Source organism: Brachybacterium kimchii (assembly GCF_023373525.1).
GTDB lineage: Bacteria > Actinomycetota > Actinomycetes > Actinomycetales > Dermabacteraceae > Brachybacterium > Brachybacterium kimchii.
The window spans coordinates 3,777,235-3,798,363 of sequence record NZ_CP097218.1 but is presented as its reverse complement, the minus strand read 5'-3'; the positions used below and the strand labels follow the sequence as shown (position 1 = coordinate 3,798,363).

14 protein-coding genes are annotated in these 21,129 nt (G+C 73.0%); 11 read left to right on the top strand and 3 right to left on the bottom strand.

Annotated features, from left to right (window positions below; genetic code table 11):
• The first annotated feature begins 60 nt into the window (after window positions 1-60).
• The 5 genes from M4486_RS19845 (at window position 61) to M4486_RS17205 (ending at window position 8,810) form a co-directional block, all read left to right on the top strand.
• A complete protein-coding gene (locus tag M4486_RS19845) occupies window positions 61-189 on the top strand; it encodes a hypothetical protein (protein WP_283257943.1) in 129 nt (42 codons plus the stop codon).
• The gene (locus tag M4486_RS17220) at window positions 186-1,718 is read left to right on the top strand and encodes an arylsulfatase (RefSeq protein ID WP_249478551.1); all 1,533 of its coding nucleotides are present in this window, start codon (window positions 186-188) and stop codon (window positions 1,716-1,718) included. The genes M4486_RS19845 and M4486_RS17220 overlap by 4 nt, the downstream gene beginning before the upstream one ends.
• Window positions 1,719-1,841: 123 nt before the next feature.
• Entirely contained in the window at window positions 1,842-4,757 is a 2,916-nt protein-coding gene (locus M4486_RS17215; protein ID WP_249478550.1) for a PD-(D/E)XK nuclease family protein, read from the top strand.
• On the top strand, window positions 4,757-8,107 hold the full coding sequence (locus M4486_RS17210) for a UvrD-helicase domain-containing protein (RefSeq protein WP_249478549.1): 3,351 nt from the start codon (window positions 4,757-4,759) through the stop codon (window positions 8,105-8,107). Before M4486_RS17215 ends, M4486_RS17210 begins: the two co-directional genes overlap by 1 nt.
• Window positions 8,100-8,810: a nucleoside/nucleotide kinase family protein gene (locus tag M4486_RS17205; RefSeq protein WP_249478548.1), complete on the top strand. Its 711-nt coding sequence runs from the start codon at window positions 8,100-8,102 to the stop codon at window positions 8,808-8,810. The genes M4486_RS17210 and M4486_RS17205 overlap by 8 nt, the downstream gene beginning before the upstream one ends.
• Window positions 8,811-8,869: 59 nt before the next feature.
• Here the strand turns inward: M4486_RS17205 and M4486_RS17200 are convergent, their stop codons facing one another.
• Window positions 8,870-9,772 carry an aldo/keto reductase gene (locus M4486_RS17200; RefSeq protein WP_249478547.1) on the bottom strand — a complete coding sequence of 301 codons (903 nt, stop codon included), beginning with the start codon at window positions 9,770-9,772 and terminating at the stop codon, window positions 8,870-8,872.
• Between the two features lie 628 nt (window positions 9,773-10,400).
• Here M4486_RS17200 and M4486_RS17195 point away from each other — a divergent pair.
• From M4486_RS17195 to M4486_RS17170, 6 genes are read left to right on the top strand one after another with little or no spacing between them, the layout of a single operon-like run.
• On the top strand, window positions 10,401-10,493 hold the full coding sequence (locus M4486_RS17195) for a potassium-transporting ATPase subunit F (protein ID WP_249478546.1): 93 nt from the start codon (window positions 10,401-10,403) through the stop codon (window positions 10,491-10,493).
• A gap of 5 nt (window positions 10,494-10,498) precedes the next feature.
• The gene (gene kdpA, locus M4486_RS17190) at window positions 10,499-12,175 is read left to right on the top strand and encodes a potassium-transporting ATPase subunit KdpA (protein ID WP_249481167.1); all 1,677 of its coding nucleotides are present in this window, start codon (window positions 10,499-10,501) and stop codon (window positions 12,173-12,175) included.
• Between the two features lie 2 nt (window positions 12,176-12,177).
• Complete coding sequence (kdpB, locus tag M4486_RS17185) at window positions 12,178-14,337, top strand: potassium-transporting ATPase subunit KdpB (RefSeq protein WP_249478545.1); 2,160 nt, start codon at window positions 12,178-12,180, stop codon at window positions 14,335-14,337.
• A 12-nt stretch (window positions 14,338-14,349) separates the two neighbouring features.
• Entirely contained in the window at window positions 14,350-14,973 is a 624-nt protein-coding gene (gene kdpC / locus M4486_RS17180; protein WP_249478544.1) for a potassium-transporting ATPase subunit KdpC, read from the top strand.
• Window positions 14,970-17,618 (top strand): ATP-binding protein, encoded by a 2,649-nt coding sequence (locus M4486_RS17175; protein WP_249478543.1) that lies wholly within the window; start codon window positions 14,970-14,972, stop codon window positions 17,616-17,618. Before kdpC ends, M4486_RS17175 begins: the two co-directional genes overlap by 4 nt.
• A complete protein-coding gene (locus M4486_RS17170) occupies window positions 17,615-18,310 on the top strand; it encodes a response regulator (RefSeq protein WP_249478542.1) in 696 nt (231 codons plus the stop codon). Before M4486_RS17175 ends, M4486_RS17170 begins: the two co-directional genes overlap by 4 nt.
• A gap of 16 nt (window positions 18,311-18,326) precedes the next feature.
• Here the strand turns inward: M4486_RS17170 and M4486_RS17165 are convergent, their stop codons facing one another.
• A complete protein-coding gene (locus tag M4486_RS17165; RefSeq protein WP_249478541.1) occupies window positions 18,327-19,373 on the bottom strand; it encodes a LacI family DNA-binding transcriptional regulator in 1,047 nt (348 codons plus the stop codon).
• Between the two features lie 43 nt (window positions 19,374-19,416).
• Window positions 19,417-21,090, bottom strand: a complete 1,674-nt coding sequence (locus tag M4486_RS17160) for a fucose isomerase (protein WP_249478540.1) — start codon at window positions 21,088-21,090, stop codon at window positions 19,417-19,419.
• Window positions 21,091-21,129 lie beyond the last annotated feature (39 nt).

The following is a 21,129-nucleotide window of genomic DNA, read 5'->3' as shown; positions in this document are numbered from 1 at the left end:
TCACGTGCCGGATGGCGCGCGACCCGACCTCCTGCTGCGTGAAGCGCACACCCCACCGGGATGGAGACCACTTCTCCGCGCAACCTCCCCTTCTACCGCCGACTCGGATACGAGATCGTCCACGAGGCGCCCTTCGCCGGCGGGACGACGACCATGACCCGCCTGGTGCGCGACACAATGGCTCCATGACACCGTCGTCCCCGGAGCCCTCCGCTTCTCCGTCCCGCCCGAACCTCATCCTGGTGTGCGTCGACCAGATGCGCGCCGACGCGCTGGGGATCGCCGGGAACGAGCACATCGACACCCCGTACCTCGATCAGCTCGCGCGCGGAGGCTTCCGCTTCACCAAGGCGTACTCGGCGACCCCCACGTGCGTTCCCGCGCGGGTCGCCCTGCTGACGGGCAAGAGCCAGGAGGCGCACGGCCGTTACGGGTACCGCGAGGGGATCGACTTCCCCGCCGCCTATCCCACGACCCTCCCCTCCACCCTGGGCGACGCGGGCTACCAGACCTTCGGCGTGGGCAAGATGCACGTCTTCCCCGACCGGGCGCGCTGCGGATTCGACGACGTCCTCCTGCACGACGGCTTCCTGCACACCTCGCGGAGGCTCTCGTCCGGCCCGTCGGGCGCGATCGACGACTACGTCGACTGGCTGCGTCGGGAGACCGGCGATCCTCGCGCCGACTACCAGGACACGGGGATCGGCTGCAACGCGATGACCGCGCGGCCGTGGGAGCGCGAGGAGCGGCTGCACCCCACCCGCTGGGTGGCCGACGAGTCCTTCCGCTTCCTCCGGCGCCGCGATCCGACGCGTCCGTTCTTCCTCTACATGGGGTTCCATCGGCCGCACGCGCCCTTCGACCCGCCCGGCTGGCTGTGGGAGAAGTACCGCTCGCGTCCGCAGTCGCGCCGGCCGATGGGCACATGGGTCTCCCGCTTCGACCGCTTCCGCCGCGACCACGAGGTGGAGGCCGAGTTCGGCGCGCGCAAGGAGTCGGTGCACCAGGACGTGCGCGCCGGATACTTCGGGAGCATCGAGTTCATCGACCTGCAGATCAACAGGCTCATGGAGAACCTCAGCGATCTGGGCCTGCTGGAGACCACGGCGATCGCCTTCGTCTCCGATCACGGCGAGATGCTCGGTGACCACGACATGTACCGCAAGTCCGTCGCCTACGAGGGATCCGCGCACATCCCCTTCCTGCTGCACGTGCCCGCCGCTCTGCGCGAGGACGGGGCTGCGCCGCGCGAGGTCGACGAGATCGTCGAGCTGAGGGATCTCATGCCCACGCTGCTCGACCTCGCCGGCGTCGCGATCCCCGAGGGCGTCGACGGGCAGAGCCTGCTGCCGGCGCTGCGTGGCGGGACCGACGCCGACTCCGACGCCGGCGAGACCGTGCGTGATCACCTGCACGGCGAGCACGTGATCGGCTCCCTCGGCCACCACTCCATGCAGTGGATCCGCACCCCGAGGTTCAAGTACATCTGGTTCTCCGGCGACGGCCACGAGCAGCTCTTCGACCTCGAGGCGGACCCTCACGAGCTCACCGACCTCGCGCCCGATCCCGCCCGCGGAGAAGAGCTGTCCCGGCATCGGGAACTGCTGGTCACGGCGCTCACGGGTCGTGAGGAGGGGTACGTCGAAGATGGCCGCCTGGTGCCCGGGCGCACCCCTCGCTCCGAGGCGAGCTGGGTGCGGGAGTTCGCGCGGCTGTGAGGACGCGGGGGCAGTCGCCGGCTCTGCGGACGGGCTCACCGGTCCTCCCCACGTCCCGTCCGTGCACATCGCGGCGCGGGATGTCGTCCTGCTCCCCTACTGTGTGAGCGGAAGGGGGCGCACATGGAGATCGAGTTCGGATGGACGGCAGACGGCGCGGACTGGGCGAGCGCATCCGCGCAACGCGCACGGAGCACGTCGACCGGCGGCCCGGCGGGTGGGGACGACGGCGCACCGGACGCGCGGCTGGGTCCGCGCGGGCTCGTCGCACTGCTGCAGGGTCGCCTCGCGCTCACGCACCCGCCCGTCGAACAGGCCGTGCGCATCGCGCAGACCATGCGCCTGGTCGGCGAGATCATCGCCGAGCGGAAGGGCGCAGGCGCTGGCGGAGACCAGCGCAGCGCCACCCGAGATGACACCGAGGAGTTCTGGCCGGAGCGCTCCTTCGCCGTCGACCCCTGGAGCACCGCCGCCCATCTCCTGCGGCTGCGCGACGCCAGCATCGAGGCCGGATGGAGAGCGCCGGATCCCGTCCACCAACTGCCCGCACGGCTCGCCGCGGTGATGGACCTCGAGCACCGTGCAGTGGTCGGCATGCCCGGGACCAGCGGCGACGGCGGCCGCCCGGCATCCCTCTCCCCCGGACCGGCCGACGATCTGCGGGACGTCATCATCACCCTCACCGAGCTCGACTCCCTGGGCGCCTCGTGGCCGCTCGGGATCGACACCATCACGCTCGCGGAGTACCCGACCGCGCTGCCCGGGCTGTGGCCGCGGCTGTTCGAGCTGCTCGACGCCGCGGGGGTGCGCCTGCGCCACGCGGGCACGGGCCCGCAGCAGGCCCCTGACCTCGAGGTCGTCCAGTGCCTGGACGAGTGGAGCGCGGCGGACGTCGCCGCCCGCTTCCTCTCCGCCTCCGCGGGCCCCGATCCGACCGAGTCCGACCAGGTCCCGCTGAGCGTCCTCGCGACCACCGACACCACCGTGCTGGACCGGGCACTGCACCGTCGGGGCATGCCCGCGCTCGGCGCCGTCGACCCGTCGACCGACCGCGCCCATCACCAGGTGCTCGGACTGTTCCTCGACGTCGCGACCGCCCCTGTCGACGTCCACCAGCTCGCGGCGCTGCTGGACCTGCGGGTGCTTCCGGGGATGCACCGGGACGACGAGCCGATCGGCCTCGTCCCCGCCTCCGTCCGCCGGGAGCTGCTGCGCGCCCTCACCCGTGAGCCCGGCATCGGGCCGGCGTGGCGGGACGCCCTCGCGCGTCTCGAGGAGAAGGCGGCGTCGGCCCCCGCGGAGACCCGCGACCGGGAGCGCCGGGCGCTCGAGGCCGCGCGCGGGATCGACCGCCTGGTGAGCGACCCGCTGCCCGCCGACGGTCTGCTCCCCGGCGCGGTCGCCGATCGCCTCGGACTGCTCACCGAGCGCCTGCGCGCCGTCGCCCGCGGCGAAGGGGACCTGCTCACGAGCCTCGGGCAGGTCACGGCGCTGCGCGAGGTCCTCGGGATGCTCGAGCCGGGCGTCCCGCTGACCCGCCGCACCCTGCAGCAGGTCATCGACGCCTGCGGCGGCGCGGGCCGTTCCCCGCTCGCCCGCGCCGAGGTCGCCCCGTGGGCGGTCACGACCCGGCCCGCGCAGCTGCACGCAGAGGGCGGCACCGTGCTGTGGTGGGGCCCTGCCGAGGACGCCCTGCCCTCCCCGATGCTCTGGGATCCCGACGAGGTGCAGACGCTCGAGGAGTTCGGCGCCCGCCTGCTGCCGCCCGCGCAGGAGTCCGCGCTGCACGTCGGCGCCGCACTGCGGGCGCTCCGCGGAGCGAGCCGCCTGATCGCCGTGCTCCCCGGCCGCCGTCTCGAGACGGCGCCGTCTCCCAGCGGTCTGCTCACCCATCTCGAGGCCGCGGCCGGACGATCGGCGAAGGACCGGCACTCCCCCGCGCAGCTCGTCCACGGGACCACCTGGTCCCTCGCCGGTCGCAGCCTGCCCGTGCGCGCACCCGAGCTGCAGGAGCTGACCACGCAGCAGCTCACGTCCCGCAGCGCCGGGCACCGCCTGGACCACCTCCTGCCGGAGCGCATGTCCTTCACCCAGGCCCAGGCGCTCCTGGAGTGCCCGCACCGTTGGGTGCTCGAGTACGCCCTGGGGATCCGCCCCGCGCAGGTCGCCTCCCTGCCCACCGGTCCCCGGATGATCGGCACCCTCGTCCACGCGGTCGTCGAGACCCTGGTGGACGAGCGCATGGAACCCGGACTCGGCGGCGCCTCCCTCGAACCGCCCGACCCCCGGCGCATCGGCGAGGTGTTCGACGCCCTGGTCCCGCAGCTCGCCTCCGAGCTCGACCTTCCCGGTCGCGCCTTCGAGCGCACCGAGGTCCGCGATCGGGCGGTGCGCAGCCTGCGCGAGCTCTTCGCCGGGCTCGCCGACGCCGGTCTCCGGGTCACGGGCACCGAGTCCGGTTTCTCCCGGCCGCTGACGCTCCAGCTTGCCGGCGGACCCCACGAGGTGGTGTTCGGCGGCAGCCGCGACCTCGACGCGCAGGACGCGGACGGCCACCCCACCGTCATCGACCTCAAGTGGTCCTTCTCCCGCACCCGCTACGGGGACCTCTTCGACACCGGCGAGGCCATCCAGCTCGCCTCCTACGCCTGGTCGCTCGCCGAGGCCCCGGACTCCCCCGCAGGCGCAGATCACCCGGCCGACGTCGGCTACTTCCTGCTGCGCAGCGGTGAGTTCGTCAGCGCGAACCCGTCCCTCGACACCCACCGCCGCGTCCCTATGGACGTGCCCGACGCCTGGCGCCGGCTCGTCGAGGGCGTGCAGATGCGGCTCGACGAGATCGCCGGCGGCACGGTCGCCCTGGGCTGCCGGCAGCTGCTCGAGGCCGCAGACATCCCCGCCGACGCCGAGTACAGGGCGCGGCAGAAGGCCGTGGCCACCCAGCGCGACCTCGCCCGGGCCGAGGGCGGAATCCTCGTCGAGGACCACTGCGCCCGCGGGGACTACGCCCAGCTCTGCCTGCTCACGGGAGGGAACTGATGAGCTTCACCCTGATCAACGCCTCCGCGGGCTCCGGGAAGACCCACACGCTCACCCAGGAGATCGCGGACCGGATGAGCGCGGGCCTCGAGCCCTCCCAGCTCATCGCGACCACCTTCACCGTCAAGGCGGCCGACGAGCTCTCCGATCGTGTGCGCCGCACGCTCCTCGAGCGCGGGCAGACCGAGGCCGCCCGCGGCATCGACAGCGCCCTGATCGGCACCGTCAACGCCGTGGCGGGCGAGCTCGTGCGCGAGTTCGCGCTCGATGCCGGGATCTCGCCCGACGTGCAGGTCCTCGACCAGGACCGAGCCTCCGCGGCCTTCGACGCCGCGATCGACGAGGCCGTCGCCCGCGCGGGCGACCGTGCGAGCGACCTGCTCGCGCGCACGGAGCACGACGGCGAGAAGAGCGCCGCCAACCCCTTCGCCCCCTCCTCGTTCTGGCGCGACCACGTCCAGGTTCTCGCCTCCCGCGCGCGCACCAACGACGTGGGCGCCGACCAGCTGCGCCGAAGCGCCGACGCCTCCTGGGACGACTTCCGCGCCGCGGCGCTGCCCGAGCCCGGCACCGACGACCGCCGCCGCGCCTGGCTCGGCCGCCTCGACACCGTGCTCGACGGACTCCAGGCGGAGGTCGACGGCGCCGCCGGCGGGACCCCGCAGGAGCAGAAGAGCGCCGGCGTCATCGCCAAGAGGCTCGAGACCCTGCGCCAGCTGCGCCGCACCCTCGGGCAGGGCGCGCGCACCCCCTGGTCGGCCTGGGCGAAGCTCGCCCGCGTCGCCGCCGGCAAGGCCGCAGATCCCGAGGGCGGCGGCAAGTACGTCTACAGCAAGGGCGTGGACACGGCCCTGATCGGCCTCGCCCTCGAGATCGCCGAGGAGCTGCCCGCGAACCCCGTGATGCAGCGCGACATCCGCGGGCTCATCGACCTGGTCGTCACCACCGCCGCGGACTCCCTCGAGGCCTACGCGCAGTACAAGAACGAGCTCGCCCTCATGGACTTCATCGACCAGGAGGTGCTCGCTCTGCACCTCCTGCGCACGAGCGAGCGCGCCCGCTACGCGATCGGCGCCCGCTTCCGCCTGCTCGCGGTCGACGAGTTCCAGGACACCTCCCCCATCCAGCTCGCCCTGTTCCTCGAGCTCGGCCGCCAGATCGAGGACCTGATCTGGGTCGGCGACCCCAAGCAGGCCATCTACGGCTTCCGCGACGCCGACCCCGACCTCATGCGCGGCGTGCTCGAGGCGGTGAGCGAGGGCGGCACCGAGCTCGGCGAGGGGACGATCCGCGATCTCGAGCACTCATGGCGCTCCCAGGAGCAGGTCCTCGATCTCGTCAGCGCCGTCTTCCCGCAGGTCTTCCCCGACCTTCCGCGCGAGCGCGTGGTGCTCACGGCCGCCCCAGAGGCGGCGGCCCGCCGGGCCTCGGCGGGTCGCACAGACGGCCGGATCGAGGCCTGGGTCCCCGCGTTCAGCAGCCGGCACAAGAGCGCCCCCGAGCACGCGGCCGCGATCGCCGACGGCGTGGTGCGCATGCTCGCCGAGGACGAGGCCGGCCCCGGCGACATGGCGGTGCTCGTGCGCAGCAACGCGCAGGCCGCCCAGGTGGTCTCCGCCCTGCAGGCGCGGGGCGTCCCCGCCTCCGGCCAGGGCGGCCGGATCCTCGGCACCCGGGAGGGACGACTGGTGCGGGCAGCGCTCGCGGTCACCCTGGACGTCTCCGACTCCCTCGCGCTCACCGAGCTCGTGGACCTGCTGCCCGACCATCCGGCGCACCGCAGCTGGTTCGCCGACCTCACGGCCCCGACGGACCGTGAGGGCCGCCGCGCCGTGCTGCAGTCCTGGTGGGAGGCCGATGTCCTCGCGGGGCTCCGCGCACTGCGCGAGGACTGCATCGCGCTCAGCCCCGTGGAGATGATCGCCGCAGTCATCGACGCCCTCGACCTGCCGGAGCGACTGCGGTCCTGGCCCCTTCCCGAGCAGCGCCTGCGCACCCTGGACGCGCTGCGCCGCCTCGCCTCCGACTACGCGGACCAGGCGCGCTCGGCCTCCGTGCCCATCACCCTCACCGGTCTGCGGGCCGTGCTCGACGAGACCGAGGCCGGCCCCGACCTCACCGGCATCCCCGACACCGTGTGGGTGGGCACCATCCACGGCGCGAAGGGGCTCGAGTGGTCGCGCGTGGTCGTGATGCTCCCGGCGAAGGCGACCGAGCGCGCCCACACCGGCGGCGTGTTCGTGGTCCCCGCTGCGGACCTCGACGCGCTGCGCCCCCTCGATGGCCGCTCCCTGCGCTACTGGCCGCGTGTGCTCGACGGCTACGCACCCCTGCAGGAGCAGCTCGCCGTGGCCGAGCATCCTCGGCGCGCGGCCCGCAAGGAGCGCGAGGAGGCCGGTCGCCTGCAGTACGTGGCGCTCACCCGCGCGGCCGACGTCACCGTGCTCAGCGGCGACGGCACCGGCTCCGCTCTCGACGTCCTCGTCGACGGCGACGCCCCTCTGCTCACCTGGGAGGCCGGGGCCGACACGGTCCACGTCTCCGGTCATGGCGACCTGCCCGCGCGCGTGCGCACCACCGCGATCGACGGAGCCGCCGAGAGCGACGGCGCCTCCTCCCGCAGCGGCCCGCGCAGTCCGCTCGCCGCGACCGACCTGCCCCTCGGCCCGCGCCCCGGGGACGACGGTCGGAACGCGGGCACGCCCGCCCGCTTCCAGGCCTCGGGGGTCAGCTCCGACGAGGCGCTGGGCACCGTGCACCCGCCGCGGAGCATCGGCGCCGCGCTGGTCAGCGGGGGCGGACGCGACTGGAACCGGGTGGGCGAGGCCGTCCACGCCTTCCTCGCCCTCCCGCTCGCGCAGCTCACGCCCGCCCTGCAGGAGCAGGCGGCGCTGCGGCTCGTCGAGCGCTGGGCCGTCTCGCGCGCCGTGGGCGCCGAGACCCTGCTGGCCGCCGGCCGCGCCTGGCAGGAGTTCCTCGCCGCCGAGTTCCCCGGCGCCCGCGTGCTCACCGAGCAGCCGATCGCCTGGTGGAACGAGGAGGAGCAGGTGATGGAGGGCTGGATCGACGCCCTCCTGGCGCTGCCCGACGGCTCCCGCGTGCTCGTGGACCACAAGACCTATCCCGGCTCTGACCCCGTGGGCCACGTGCGCGAGCACTACCTGGGCCAGATGGCGACGTACGCGGCCGCGCTCGAGGCCACGGGAGGCGCCCCGGCGCGCATCCTCATCCACCTGCCCCTGCGCGGCGAGGTGCTCGAGGTGACGCTGCGCGAGCAGTCCTCAAAGGCGGCGCCTGCTCTCGGGGCGGAGCCGGCCGCCGACCCCGCGCAGGGCGGGGCGCATGTCTGAGCCCGCGGCATCCACCGACGCGGCACCCGGCGCCCGAGGGGGACCGGTCCACGAGGCGCCCGTCGTCGTTCCCGAGGCGCAGGCGGTGCAGGCCGCACGCGTGCTGCTCGACGAGGCGCGACGCAGCGGCGGGCGCCGCCTCCTCGGCATCGCGGGTGCGCCCGGTGCCGGCAAGAGCACGCTCACCGCCCTGCTGGCCGAGGAGCTGCCCGCCGGCAGCTGCGTCGTGGTCCCAATGGACGGCTTCCACCTGGCGGACGCGGCCCTGCAGCGCCTGGGAAGGCTGGATCGCAAGGGCGCGCCGGACACCTTCGACGCCGCCGGGTACGTCGCCCTGCTGCAGCGGCTGCGCGCCGCCCGGCCCGAGGATCCGCCCGTGTGGGCGCCGATGTTCGAGCGCGACCTCGAGCAGCCGCTCGCGGGAGCGATCGAGGTTCCCGGCGAGATCCCGCTCGTGATCACCGAGGGCAACTACCTGCTGATGGCCGACGGCCCCTTCGCCCCGGTGGGCGCGATGCTCGACGCCCGCTGGTTCGTCGAGACCGACGAGGACGTGCGCCACGAGCGACTCATCGCCCGCCACGAGACCTTCGGGAAGTCGCCCGAGGCCGCGCGGGCCTGGTCTCTCGGGCCCGACGAGGCCAACGCGCGACTGGTCGCCGGGACGCGACCGCGCGCCGACCTCGTGATCCGCGTGAGCTGACGCGTCCGCCGTCGCCGCAGGGGCGGGCCCCGACCCGAGCCCGCGAGACGGCCCCGTGCTCAGCCCAGGATCGAGTTCAGGTCCTCGACCTCCGCCGTGGTCAGCTGCAGCGACGGCGCCTGCGCCGAGTCGATGACGGAGGCGGGGCGCGCCGCACCGGGGATCGGCACCACGTGCGGGCCCAGGCTCAGCTCCCAGGCGAGCACCACGCGCTGCGGACTCACGTCATGGGCCGCGGCGACGCGGGCGATCTGCGGGAACTTCTCGCCCACGGCCGCCGCGCCTCCGCCCGCACCTCCCAGCGGGCCCCAGGGCACGAACGCGGCGCCGATCTCCCGGCAGCGGCGCAGCTCGCCGAGGCTCGTGTGGAAGAACGTCGGGCTGAACTGGTTCTGCACCGCCGCGAGGTTCCCCTCGCCCAGCACGTCGAGGGCCACGTCGATCTCCTCGACGTTGGCGTTGGAGATGCCGACCTCCGTGATCAGCCCCTCCTGCTGCAGCGTCGCGAGGGCCTCGACGCCCTCCGCATAGCGGATGGAGCGATCGGGACGGTGCCAATAGTAGAGGTCCACGGAATCCTGACCGAGGTTCGCGAGAGTCCTCTCGAGCGCCGAGCGCAGGTAGGCGAGGGAGCCGTCGCGCCCCTTGGACTCCTCCTCGCCGTCCTTCCCCGGGCCGCGCACGATGCCGCCCTTGGAGGCGATGACGATCTTCTGCGCATCGCCGGACCAGGTGCGCACGCCCTCGGCGACGAGCTCCTCGTTGTGGCCCATCGTGTCCCAGCTGGGGGCGTACATGTCGGCGGTGTCGATCAGCGTGATGCCCGCGTCGAGCGCCGCATGGATCGTCGCGATCGCTTCGTCGCGCGAGGGCGGGTTCTGGCGGCCGTAGGACAGGGGCATCGCCCCGTAGCCGATGGCCGAGACGGACAGGGAGCCGATGCGTCGCGTGATCGCAGTCATAGGTCCAGGGTAACGCCGCAGGTGAGAGCGTGGTCGGCGCGTCCACCAGGCGAACTCCGACCACCTCGCAGAACTTTTCGCAACACAGGGCTTGCGAAACCCGAGACGGCCCGGATAACGTGGTGCTCGCACCGAACGGAGCGTGTCGCAGTCGCTCCCCAGGTGCCACGGATGTCGCTGACGCGGTGGGAACCCGCCAGCAGTCGCGACCTTCACGCGCCGCTGATCGGAACATGGGGCGAACAAGTTCCGATCGGCGGCGCGTTCCGTCTCCCGGGGACCTTCGTGCGCGCCGCTCGCAGAGCGCCGGCCGGCCTCTCCTCGTGGACCCGCCGCAAGTCCCCGCGAGTCCTGCTCCTCACATCGTCGTGAGCACTCCGTCAGGATCCGCCCCACCACCGTATGGATTCCGTGAGGATCGGCGCTGACCTGCACGATCGGGTGTTGCATCAGGGATCGCGCCCCGTCGAGGCGCTCGGTCGGCTTCCCGACCGGTCTCCACCGAACGGAGCAGTCCCGTGCCCCTCGCCCCTGCGGTCGGCGCCCTCGTGCCCGACCTCCTCGTCGCCCTCGGCGTGATCGCCGCCTTCGCCGGCATCGGCCTGCTGGGACGGGCGGTGGAGAAGCTGTGATCGTCTTCGAGCTCCTCGCCCTCGTGCTCGCCCTGGCGGCGATCGTGCTCCTCGTCGTCGCGCTCGTCGCACCGGAGCGCTTCCGGTGAGCGCCGTGCTCGCGGCCGCGCAGCACGCCCTGCCCGTGATCGCGGTCCTCGTCGTCCTCGCCCTCGTGCATCGTCCGCTCGGCGACTTCATGGCGCGCGCGTACTCCTCGTCCCGGCACCTTCGCATCGAGCGGGGCATCTATCGGCTGATCGGCGCCGCGCCCGACGCCGAGCAGACCTGGCCCGCCTACCTGCGTTCGGTGCTCATGTTCTCCGGTGCCGGCGTGCTGCTCGTGTATGCGCTCCAGCGAGCCCAGGCCGTGCTGCCCTACTCGCTCGGCCTCGGCGCGCCCTCTCCCGCTCTCTCCCTGAACACCGCCGTCTCCTTCGTGACCAACACGAACTGGCAGTCCTACTCGCCGGAGCTCACGCTGGGCTTCACGGTGCAGGCCCTCGGCCTCGCCGTGCAGAACTTCCTCTCGGCGGCCGTCGGACTCGCCGTGGCCATCGCGCTCGTGCGGGCCTTCGCAGCGCGCGCCACGGGCACGATCGGGAACTTCTGGATCGACCTGGTGCGCGGCACCCTGCGCATCCTGCTGCCGATCGCCCTGCTCGCAGGCCTCGTCCTCGCGATCGGCGGGGTGGTGCAGAACCTCGCTCCGCCCGTGGAGGCGACCACTCTCGCCGGGACCGCGCAGAGCATCCCCGGCGGGCCGGTCGCCTCGCAGGAGGCCATCAAGCTGCTGGGGACCAACGGCGGCGGATTCTTCAATGCGAACTCAGCACATCCCTTCGAGAACCCCAGCGCGTGGACGAGCACCTTCGAGGTGCTGCTGATGCTTCTCATCCCGTTCTCGCTGCCGCGCACCCTCGGTCGGCTGGTGGGCGACGTGCGCGAAGGGCGCACCGTCCTCGCGGTGATGGCGGTGCTGTCCGCCGGGTCGTTCGCCGCCCTCACGGCACTTGAGTCCGCCGGCCTGGGCACGGCGCCGCAGCTGGCGGGGGCCGCGATGGAGGGCAAGGAGCAGCGTTTCGGCGTCCTCGGCTCGACGCTCTTCTCCACCGCCTCGACGGGCACCTCCACGGGCGCGGTCAACGCGATGCACGACTCGTACACGGCGCTCGGCGGCATGGTGCCGATGCTGAACATGATGCTCGGCGAGGTCGCACCCGGAGGCGTCGGCTCGGGGCTGTACGGGATGCTCGTCCTGGCGATCCTCTCCGTGTTCGTGGGCGGGCTGCTCATCGGCCGCACCCCGGAGTACCTGGGCAAGCGCATCGGACCGCGGGAGGTCTCGCTCGCCGTGCTGTGCATCCTCGTCCCGCCATCGCTCGTGCTTGTCGGCACCAGCCTGAGCCTGGCGCTCCCGGGCGTGCGTCAGAACGTGGTCGGCGAGAGCCTGTCGAACCCGGGTTATCACGGCCTGAGCGAGCTGCTCTACGCCTTCACCTCCGCGGCGAACAACAACGGCTCCGCCTTCGGCGGTCTCACCGCAGACACTCCGTGGATGAATCTCGCGCTCGCGAGCGCGATGCTGCTGGGCCGCTTCGTGCCGATCGTGCTCGTCCTCGCCCTCGCCGGTTCGCTCGCCGCCCAGCGCAGGGTCCCGACCGCCCCCGGCACCCTTCCCACCCGCGGACCGCTGTTCGCGACCCTTCTGCTCGCAATCACGGTGCTGGTGACCGCGCTGACCTTCGTCCCCGTACTCGCGCTGGGTCCCCTGGCGGAAGGGCTGATGTGACCATGAGATCCCTCGATGCCGCGACCCTGCGGGCGGCCCTCCCGGGCGCCCTGCGCAAGCTCGACCCGCGCCGGCAGTGGCGCAGCCCCGTGATGCTGCTGGTCTGGGCGGGCGCGGTCCTCACCTCGGCTCTCGCCATCGCCGAGCCGTTCCTGGGCGGTCCGCGACCCTCCGGCGGAGCGCCCGTGCCCGTGGCCTTCACGGGGGCGATCGCGGTCTGGCTGTGGCTGACCGTGCTCTTCGCGAACCTCGCCGAGTCCGTCGCCGAGGGGCGTGGGAAGGCCCAGGCCGCGTCGCTGCGCCGCACCCGCACCCGGACGTCGGCCCGTCGACTCGTCGCCTACGCCCCTGGGGTCGACCCCTCGGCCGAGCACACGGAGATCGAGGAGATCCCTTCGGCAGAGCTCGCCCACGGCGACATCGTTCTCGTCGCCGCGGGCGAGACGATCCCGGGCGACGGGGACGTCGTGCACGGCATCGCGACGGTCGACGAGTCCGCGATCACCGGCGAGTCCGCACCCGTGGTCCGGGAGTCCGGCGGTGATCGCTCCGCCGTCACCGGCGGCACCCGCGTGCTCTCGGACAGGATCCTGGTGCGGATCACCTCGCGCCCCGGGGAGACATTCGTGGACCGCATGATCTCCCTCATCGAAGGCTCCGCACGGCAGCGCACCCCCAACGAGATCGCGCTGGGCATCCTGCTCGCGGGCCTCTCGATCGTGTTCGTGATCGTGGTGCTCACGCTCAATCCGATCGCCGCCCTGACCGCCGCCCCCGTGAGCATCCCGGTGCTCGTCGCGCTGCTGGTGTGCCTGGTCCCGACCACGATCGGGGCTCTGCTCTCCGCAATCGGCATCGCAGGCATGGACCGTCTGGTCCAGCACAACGTGCTGGCCATGTCCGGACGCGCCGTCGAGGCTGCGGGCGACGTCTCCACCCTGCTGCTCGACAAGACCGGCACCATCACCTACGGCGGCCGCCGTGCGACCGCGATCGTCCCCGCACCCGGAGTCTCCGAGCGCGAGCTGCTCGCCGCTGCGGCCCTCTCCTCCGCGGGGGATCCGACGCCGGAGGGCACCTCGATCCTCGATCTCGCGGCGGCGCGGGCAACGGCGCAGGCAGCGGAGCGCCCCGGTGATCCGCACGTGCACGCCGGATCGTCCGCCGCCCTCCCGGTGGACACGACCCTCGTCCCATTCACAGCGGTGACCCGCATGTCCGGGCTGGATCAGGCCGACGGCACGCGGATCCGCAAGGGCGCCGTGGCGACGGTGGTCGCCTGGCTGATCGCGGAGGGCAGCGCCCCGGATCAGTCCGTCCGCGCGGCCGTGGAGGCCGAGGCGGAGACCATCGCCCGCGCCGGCGGCACTCCCCTCGCCGTCGCCGTGCACGGTCCCGCGGGCACGCCCGCGAGCGACTCCGGCCGTCTCCTGGGCGTCGTCCATCTCAAGGACGTCGTCAAGGAGGGACTTCCGGAGAAGTTCGCACAGCTGCGGCAGATGGGCATCCGCACCGTGATGATCACGGGGGACAACCCGCTGACCGCCCGAGCCATCGCGGACGAGGCGGGAGTCGACGACGTGCTCGCCGAGGCGACCCCGGAGGACAAGCTCGCCCGGATCCGCGCCGAGCAGGAGGGAGGGCGCCTGGTCGCCATGACCGGCGACGGGACGAACGACGCTCCCGCCCTCGCCCAGGCCGACGTGGGCATGGCGATGAACTCCGGGACATCGGCCGCGAAGGAGGCGGGCAACATGGTCGACCTCGACTCCGACCCCTCGAAGCTCATCGACGTGGTCCGGATCGGCAAGCAGCTGCTCATGACCCGCGGCGCGCTGACCACGTTCTCGATCGCCAACGACATCGCGAAGTACTTCGCGATCGTGCCGGCCATGTTCCTGGGCGCTGTGCCGCAGCTGCAGGTGCTCAACGTGATGGGGCTGCACTCCCCCGCCTCGGCGGTGCTCTCGGCCATCATCTTCAACGCCCTCGTGATCCTCGCCCTGATCCCGCTCGCCCTGCGGGGCGTGCGCCATCGCCCCTCCAGCCCCTCTCGGGTGCTGGGACGGAACCTGCTGGTCTACGGGCTCGGCGGGGTCCTCACCCCGTTCGCGGGGATCTGGCTGATCGACCACCTCGTCCGGCTCCTGCCCGGCTTCTGAGAGGAACTCTCCATGCGCACCTCCGCCCGCTCCGCCCTCGGCACCCTCCGGGTCGCCCTGCGCACCCTCGCACTGGCGACCCTCGTGCTCGGCGTCGGATACACACTCGTCGTCACCGCACTCGCCCAGGTCCTCGCCCCCGCCAGGGCCGACGGTTCGCTGCTCGAGCGCGATGGCAGGGTCGTCGGCTCTGCACTGCTCGGGCAATCGTTCGCGGACTCCGACGGGAACGCCCTTCCCGGGTACTTCCAGTCGCGACCGTCGGCCGCGGGTGAGGGATATGACGCGGGCGCCTCGGGCGGCTCGAACCTGGGCCCGGAGAATCCTGAGCTCACGGCCCGGATCACCGAACGACGGGTCGAGATCGCGGCACGCGAGGGCGTCGCTCCCTCCGCCGTCCCCGCGGACGCGGTGACCGCCTCGGGGTCGGGGCTGGATCCCGACATCAGCCCTGCCTACGCCGCCCTCCAGGTGGACCGGGTGGCGCGTGAGCGCGGCCTCGCCCCGGAGACCGTGCGCCGGCTGGTCGCGCAGCACACCGACCACCCGGTGCTCGGACCGCCCGGCGTCCAGGTGCTGGCGCTTAATCTTGCCCTGGACGAGGCACGAGGGGCGGAGGGAGGAGCGGCGCGATGACTGCACGAGGGCATCTGCGGGTGCTTCTGGGCGCCGCACCCGGAGTCGGCAAGACCTGCACGATGCTCGCCGAGGGCTCTCGGCTCCTCGACGAGGGATGCGACGTGGTGATCGGCGTCGTCGAGGCGCACGGCCGCGCGGCGACGGCAAGGATGACTCGCGGGATCCCCTCTGTGCCCCTGCGTCGCGTGCGGCATCGCGGCGTCGAGCTGACGGAGTTGGACCTGGAGGGCGTGCTCTCCCGCACACCGCAGGTCGTCCTCGTCGACGAGCTCGCCCACACCCTCGCACGAGCCGACGGGACGGCCGCATCCGCTCCCGGACCGGCGGACGGGCCGCTCGTCGGCACGGGCGGGGGCGCCCGCGCGAGCACGGGCGCCGACACGAGCACGGGCGTCGGCGCGGACCAGGGCCTGACGAAGCGCTGGCAGCAGGTCGACGTGCTCCTGACCGCGGGGATCGACGTGATCACCACGCTGAACATCCAGCACATCGAGTCCCTGCACGACGTGGTCCAGCGCATCACCGGAATCCTGCAGCGTGAGCGGGTCCCGGACACGGTGGTGCGCGCGGCCGATCAGATCGAGGTCGTCGACCTCGCCCCTCAGGCGCTCCAGGGCCGCCTGCGGGACGGTCTCGTCTACCCCGCCGAGCGCATCGACGCCGCCCTCGCGCACTTCTTCCGCCTGGGCAATCTCACCGCGTTGCGCGAGCTCGCGCTGCTGTGGATCGCGGACGAGGTCGACCAGGCGCTCACCCGCTATCGCGACGAGAACGGCATAGAGAGCACGTGGGAGGCGCGCGAGCGCGTGGTGGTCGCCCTCACCGGCGGCGCCGAGGGCGAGACGCTGCTGCGCCGCGGGGCACGGATCGCGGCACGCTCGGCAGGGGGCGAACTGCTGGTCGTGCACGTGAGTGCGCAGGACGGGCTGCGCGCGGCGGACCCCCGTGCGCTCGCCCGCCAGCGCGCACTCACCGAGGATCTCGGAGGCGACTTCACGCAGATCGTCGGGGACGACGTGCCCTCGGCGCTCGTGGAGTTCGCGCGCTCTGTCAACGCCACGCAGCTCGTGCTCGGAGCCAGTCGACGGGGCCGCTGGACGGCCGCGCTCACCGGTCCCGGGATCGGCGCGAGCGTGGTCCGCGATGCGGGCGACATCGACGTGCACATGGTCCCCCACGCGGCCGCCGCTGCCTCTCCCCTGCTGCCGCCGCTGGGCGGCGCGCTGACCATGCGGCGCCGCCTGCTGGGCGCCGCGATCGCGCTGCTCGGCGGGCCGGCGCTCACCGCAGGGCTGAGCGCAGGTGCGAGCCCTGAATCCCTGACCAGCGATGTGCTCGCCTACCAGCTGCTGGTGGTTGTCGTGGCGCTCGCCGGCGGTCTCTGGCCGGCGCTGTTCGCCGCCGTGCTCTCGGGCCTGTCCCTGGACTTCTTCTTCATCGCGCCGCTGCGCACGATCAGCATCGCCGATCCTCTGCACCTGCTCGCCCTCGCTCTCTACGTGGTGATCGCGGTGCTCGTGAGCGTGGTGGTCGACCGGGCCGCGCGTCGGGCACGGGCGGCCCGACGCGCCGCCGCCGAGTCCGAGCTCATCCAGGACGTCGCCGGCAGCGTGCTGCGCGGGGACGATGCCGTGCAGGCTCTGACCTCCCGGGCACGGGACGCCTTCCGCCTGGACTCCGTGGAGCTGGTGGAGGCCGACGGCACGATCCTCGCGAGGGCGGGTGCGAGCGCAGGTGCGATCGCGGATGCCAGCGACGGGGCCCGCGCGCAGCGCGTCACGCGCATCGCCGTGAGCACCGACGCCGAGCTCGTGCTGTCCGGCAGGGACCTCGCGGGCTCCGAGCGCCGGCTCCTGCAGGTCCTCGCCCTCGAGCTCGCGACCGCGCTGGAGCACGGGAGGCTCCGGGAGACCGCGCAGGAGATCGCTCCTCTGGCAGCCTCGGACCGCACCCGCGGCGCCATCCTGTCGGCCCTGGGCCACGATCTGCGCCGACCTCTCGCCGCGGCCACCGCGGCCGTGGGCGGTCTGCGCGCAGCTGGCCCTTCGCTGTCCCCGAGCGGCACCGCCGCCCTGCTGGAGACGGCCGACGAGTCGCTCGGCGCGCTGTCGGCTCTCGTCGAGGACCTGCTGGACGTCAACCGGCTGCAGGCCGGGGCGTTGTCGCTGGCCCGTCGGCCCGTCGATCCGGCGGAGGCGATCGCGCCGGCTCTCGAGGAGCTCGGCCTGGGGCCGCAGGCCGTCTCCCTCGCCCTGGGACACGAGGACGCCGCGGTGCTCGCCGATGCCGTCCCCCTCCAGCGCGTCGTGGTGAACCTGCTGGCCAACGCCCGACGCCACAGCCCGGAGGGCATGAGCGTGCGGGTGGCGACCTCGACCTTCGACGGCAGGGGCGAGATCCGCGTCATCGACCATGGACCCGGCGTCGCTCCCGAGCGGATGGACGAGATCTTTCAGCCCTTCCAGCGCCTGGGCGACACCGACAACACGACCGGCCTGGGTCTCGGCCTCGCCCTCTCCCGCGGCCTGGTCGAGGCCATGGGCGGGGAGCTGACGCCCGAGGCCACCCCGGGCGGCGGACTCACCATGGTGGTGTCCCTGCCGTTGGCCGTCCCCCCACGCCCCCTGGAGGGAGGCGCATGAAGATCCTGATCGCCGACGACGACCCGCAGATCCTGCGCGCCCTGCGCATCACGCTGACGGCGGTCGGCCACGAGGTGACCACGGCGGAGGACGGCGCCTCCGCGATCCGCGCGGCCATCGGCACCCGGCCCGAGCTGCTGCTCGTGGACCTGGGCATGCCAGCGCCCGACGGTCTCGACGTCATCCACGCCGTACGGGGCTGGTCGAGCGCACCGATCCTCGTCGTCTCCGGGCGCGCCGACGCGGCCGACAAGGTCGAGGCGCTGGATGCCGGCGCCGACGACTACGTGACCAAGCCCTTCTCGATCGACGAGCTGATGGCCCGCATCCGCGCCGTGACCAGGAGGATCCCCCGCGCCGAGGAAGCCGGCCCGGTGGTGCGCCTGGGACGGGTGACGATCGACCTCGCGGCCCGCAGCGTCACCCGGGGCCCAGCAGGGTCGGAGCACCGCCAGATCCGGCTCACGCCCACCGAGTGGCAGGTCATCGACCTGCTCGCCCGCCACCCGGGCGCTCTCGTCACCCGTCGCACGCTGCTCGCGGAGATCTGGGGCACCGAGCACGTCGAGGACACGGGCTACCTGCGCCTGTACGTCTCGCAGCTGCGCAAGAAGCTCGAGGAGGACCCGGGCGCCCCGCGCCACCTGATCACCGAGCCGGGCATGGGCTATCGCCTCGAGGTCGACGGCTGAGTCCGGCGACGGGCTCTCAGCCCTCGCGGCGGCGCGTGGACTCCCGTTCGAGGATGCGCGGGTGCAGCAGGATCGTCGAAGGGTCCTCCCCCGGTTCCTGCATGCGCTGGCCGAGCAGTCGCGCGGCCGTGCGGCCTGTCGCGCGGATGGGCTGCTGGACCACCGAGACCGAGGGCGTGACCAGTCGGGTCCAGAGGTCGTCGTCGGTCGCGAGCAGACCCGGGATGCCCGGCCCGTCCGCCCCGTCCGCCGCGCCCGCGCGATCGAGCCCGCGCATCGCCTCGAAGGCCCCGGCCGACATCCGGTTGTTCGTCGCGTAGACGACGTCGGCCCAGCCCTCGGCGAGGACGGCCTGGGTGGCCTCGCGCCCGGAGTCGAGGTGCAGGTCGCCTCGGATCACGCGCGGCGCCTCGAGCGCATCACCACCACTCGCCCCGACCCGCGACCACTCGGCGAGGAAGCCGCGCACGCGGTCCTCCGTCGAGGTCAGCCCCTCGGGACCGGTGAGGACGACGGGTCGGCGGAATCCCTGCTCGGCGAGGTGCTGGGCGCCGCGGCGGCCGGCATCGAGGTTGTCGGTGACCACGAGGTCGACGTCGGCCCCGTGGACGCGGCGGTCCACGAGCACGAGCGGCGTCCCGGCCGCGAGCAGCGGCGTCACGTCCGAGAGGTTCTCGTCGACCACGGTGAGGATGACCCCGGCGATCTGGCGGCTGACCAGCTGCGGGAACACCTCGCGCTCGCGCTCCAGGTCGTCCTCGGTGTGGGCGACCATCACCGAGTAGCCCTGGCCGCGCGCCATCCTCTCGACCTCGCTGATGACCCGCGTGAAGTAGGGGTTCTCGGCGTCGGGCGTGACGACGGCGACCTGGGCGGAGGCGCCGCTGCGCAGGGAGCGTCCCGCGGCGTTGGGCACGTACCCGGTGGAGCGCACGGCCGAGCGCACGCGCCGCGAGAGCTCCTTGTCGACGTTCTGCGCGCCGTTGACGACGCGCGAGACGGTGGCCGTCGAGACCCCGGCCGCGCTCGCGACGTCGAGGATCGTCGGTCGGCGCACGTTCATCGCGGGGCTCATCTCGGTTCGGTCCGGCAGGAGGCGGGGCGGGTCAGCTCTGGAGGACGGTGGCGTCGCCGCAGAGGTGGACCTGCACGCCGAGGCGGTCGAACATGGCGGCCTTCGCGGTCAGCGCCCGGTCCGCCGCAGCGGCGCTGTCAGCGTAGACCAGCTGGGCGTGATTGGCCTTGTGGCGTGCCATGAACTGGTCGCGGGAGACGCCGTCCAGGACCACGCTCGCGATCGGCCACTCCGGGTTCGTGGACTCCTTGCGGCGCGTCACCTCGGCCTCCGGGAGCTCCACGACCCGGCCGCGGCCCACGTCCGCGTGCAGCGCCCCGCCCTCGATGTACACACGGGACCACACGATCTCCCCGGGCCGCGAGACCCCGTTGATCGTGGACCCACCGGCGGGGAAGAACGTCGGCCCCTGCCGCCAGCCCTCCGCGCCCGCATAGCCGCCGGGCAGGTGACTTGGCGGCACGGACCCGGAGATCTCGTAGACCCACACGTACTCGCCCTCGAAGTCCTCGCCCCAGCGCACGTCGTGCAGCGTGGTCGCCGGGTCCATGCCCATCGCCGACCACACCCGGTTGGTGATCAGGGCATCGACCGCGACGCCCTCGTCGACCTCGTTGAAGTTCGGCAGGGCCTTGCCCTCCCACAGCACCCGCTTCCCGTCGCGGCTGGTCACCTCGGGGCGCTCGAGGTTGTTCAGCAGCCCCTCGACCAGGTCCGAGGCCGGGCACACGTCCTTCAGCCCCTGCTGGTACTGGATGCCCACCGCATCCAGCCCGAAGTCGTCGCTGATCCGCAGCGCCGCGATGTACATCTTGTACTGCCAGCGCAGCTGGTTCTCCGTCAGCTCCGTCGCCTCGTCCGTGCCCAGGCGGAACGTCATCCCCGCATCAGTCAGCCAGCGCCCCACCGCATCGGCCTCCACGTCGGAGACCGTCTGCATCTCCGCCCACAGCGCCGACTGGGACAGACGCTCCTTATAGATGCCCAGCGGGTTCAGCAGCTCGTCGTCGATGATCGCGTTGTACATCCCCATGCAGCCCTCGTCGAAGATCCCGATGATGGCCTTGTCCTCGAGCAGCTGCTCCGCGAGCGCCGCCCCGAGCCGCGACTCCGGGGTGTCCGCGAGGGCGGGCAGGTCCTTCACGTGCGAGGCGTCGTGCTCGAGCGTGCCCGTGCGCGCCCACGTCGCGATGCCCTCGCGGAACCAGTCGTCGGTCCCGTCGACGGTCCAGATGCTCGAGTACTCCCGCCCCATCTTCGTGAGCCCGCCGTTGAGGTTCAGCAGCCCCACCAGCCCCGGCCACTCCGGCGCGAAGTTCGCGACCGTGAGGATCGACCCGCGGTGCGTGCGCAGGCCCGCCAGGACGTGGTGGCTGTACTGCCAGTTCGCCGTCGCCACCACCAGCGGCGCATCCGTCGGGATCGACCGGAACACCTCCATGCCCATGCGCTGCGAGCGGATGAACCCGTGCCCGAAGGCCGGATCCGCCTCGAACGCGCGACGCACCCTCACGCCCGCGGCCTCGAAGGCCTCGGTCACCTGCCGTTCGAGCTCCTGCTGCGCGCCCCACGACTCGGTGTTCGCGCTCTCGCGCAGGTCACCGCTCGGGATCAGCCACACCTCCCCCTCGGCGGCCGACGGGCGCTGCGCGCGCTCGGGCAGGGCGTAGGTGCGGGACTCGGTGGCGTCTGCGGTGGCGGTCATCTGAGGACTCCTTCGGAAGTGGAGGGTGCCGGGGTGGGT

What these genes read in the sequence shown, in the direction of transcription:
- M4486_RS17165 (WP_249478541.1), bottom strand. Translation starts at nt 19,373, where the DNA reads ATGAACGTGCGCCGACCGACGATCCTCGACGTCGCGAGCGCGGCCGGG.
- M4486_RS17215 (WP_249478550.1), top strand. Translation starts at nt 1,842, where the DNA reads ATGGAGATCGAGTTCGGATGGACGGCAGACGGCGCGGACTGGGCGAGC.
- M4486_RS17220 (WP_249478551.1), top strand. Translation starts at nt 186, where the DNA reads ATGACACCGTCGTCCCCGGAGCCCTCCGCTTCTCCGTCCCGCCCGAAC.
- M4486_RS17170 (WP_249478542.1), top strand. Translation starts at nt 17,615, where the DNA reads ATGAAGATCCTGATCGCCGACGACGACCCGCAGATCCTGCGCGCCCTG.
- M4486_RS17175 (WP_249478543.1), top strand. Translation starts at nt 14,970, where the DNA reads ATGACTGCACGAGGGCATCTGCGGGTGCTTCTGGGCGCCGCACCCGGA.
- M4486_RS19845 (WP_283257943.1), top strand. Translation starts at nt 61, where the DNA reads ATGGAGACCACTTCTCCGCGCAACCTCCCCTTCTACCGCCGACTCGGA.
- M4486_RS17210 (WP_249478549.1), top strand. Translation starts at nt 4,757, where the DNA reads ATGAGCTTCACCCTGATCAACGCCTCCGCGGGCTCCGGGAAGACCCAC.
- M4486_RS17205 (WP_249478548.1), top strand. Translation starts at nt 8,100, where the DNA reads ATGTCTGAGCCCGCGGCATCCACCGACGCGGCACCCGGCGCCCGAGGG.
- kdpB (WP_249478545.1), top strand. Translation starts at nt 12,178, where the DNA reads ATGAGATCCCTCGATGCCGCGACCCTGCGGGCGGCCCTCCCGGGCGCC.
- M4486_RS17200 (WP_249478547.1), bottom strand. Translation starts at nt 9,772, where the DNA reads ATGACTGCGATCACGCGACGCATCGGCTCCCTGTCCGTCTCGGCCATC.
- kdpC (WP_249478544.1), top strand. Translation starts at nt 14,350, where the DNA reads ATGCGCACCTCCGCCCGCTCCGCCCTCGGCACCCTCCGGGTCGCCCTG.
- M4486_RS17160 (WP_249478540.1), bottom strand. Translation starts at nt 21,090, where the DNA reads ATGACCGCCACCGCAGACGCCACCGAGTCCCGCACCTACGCCCTGCCC.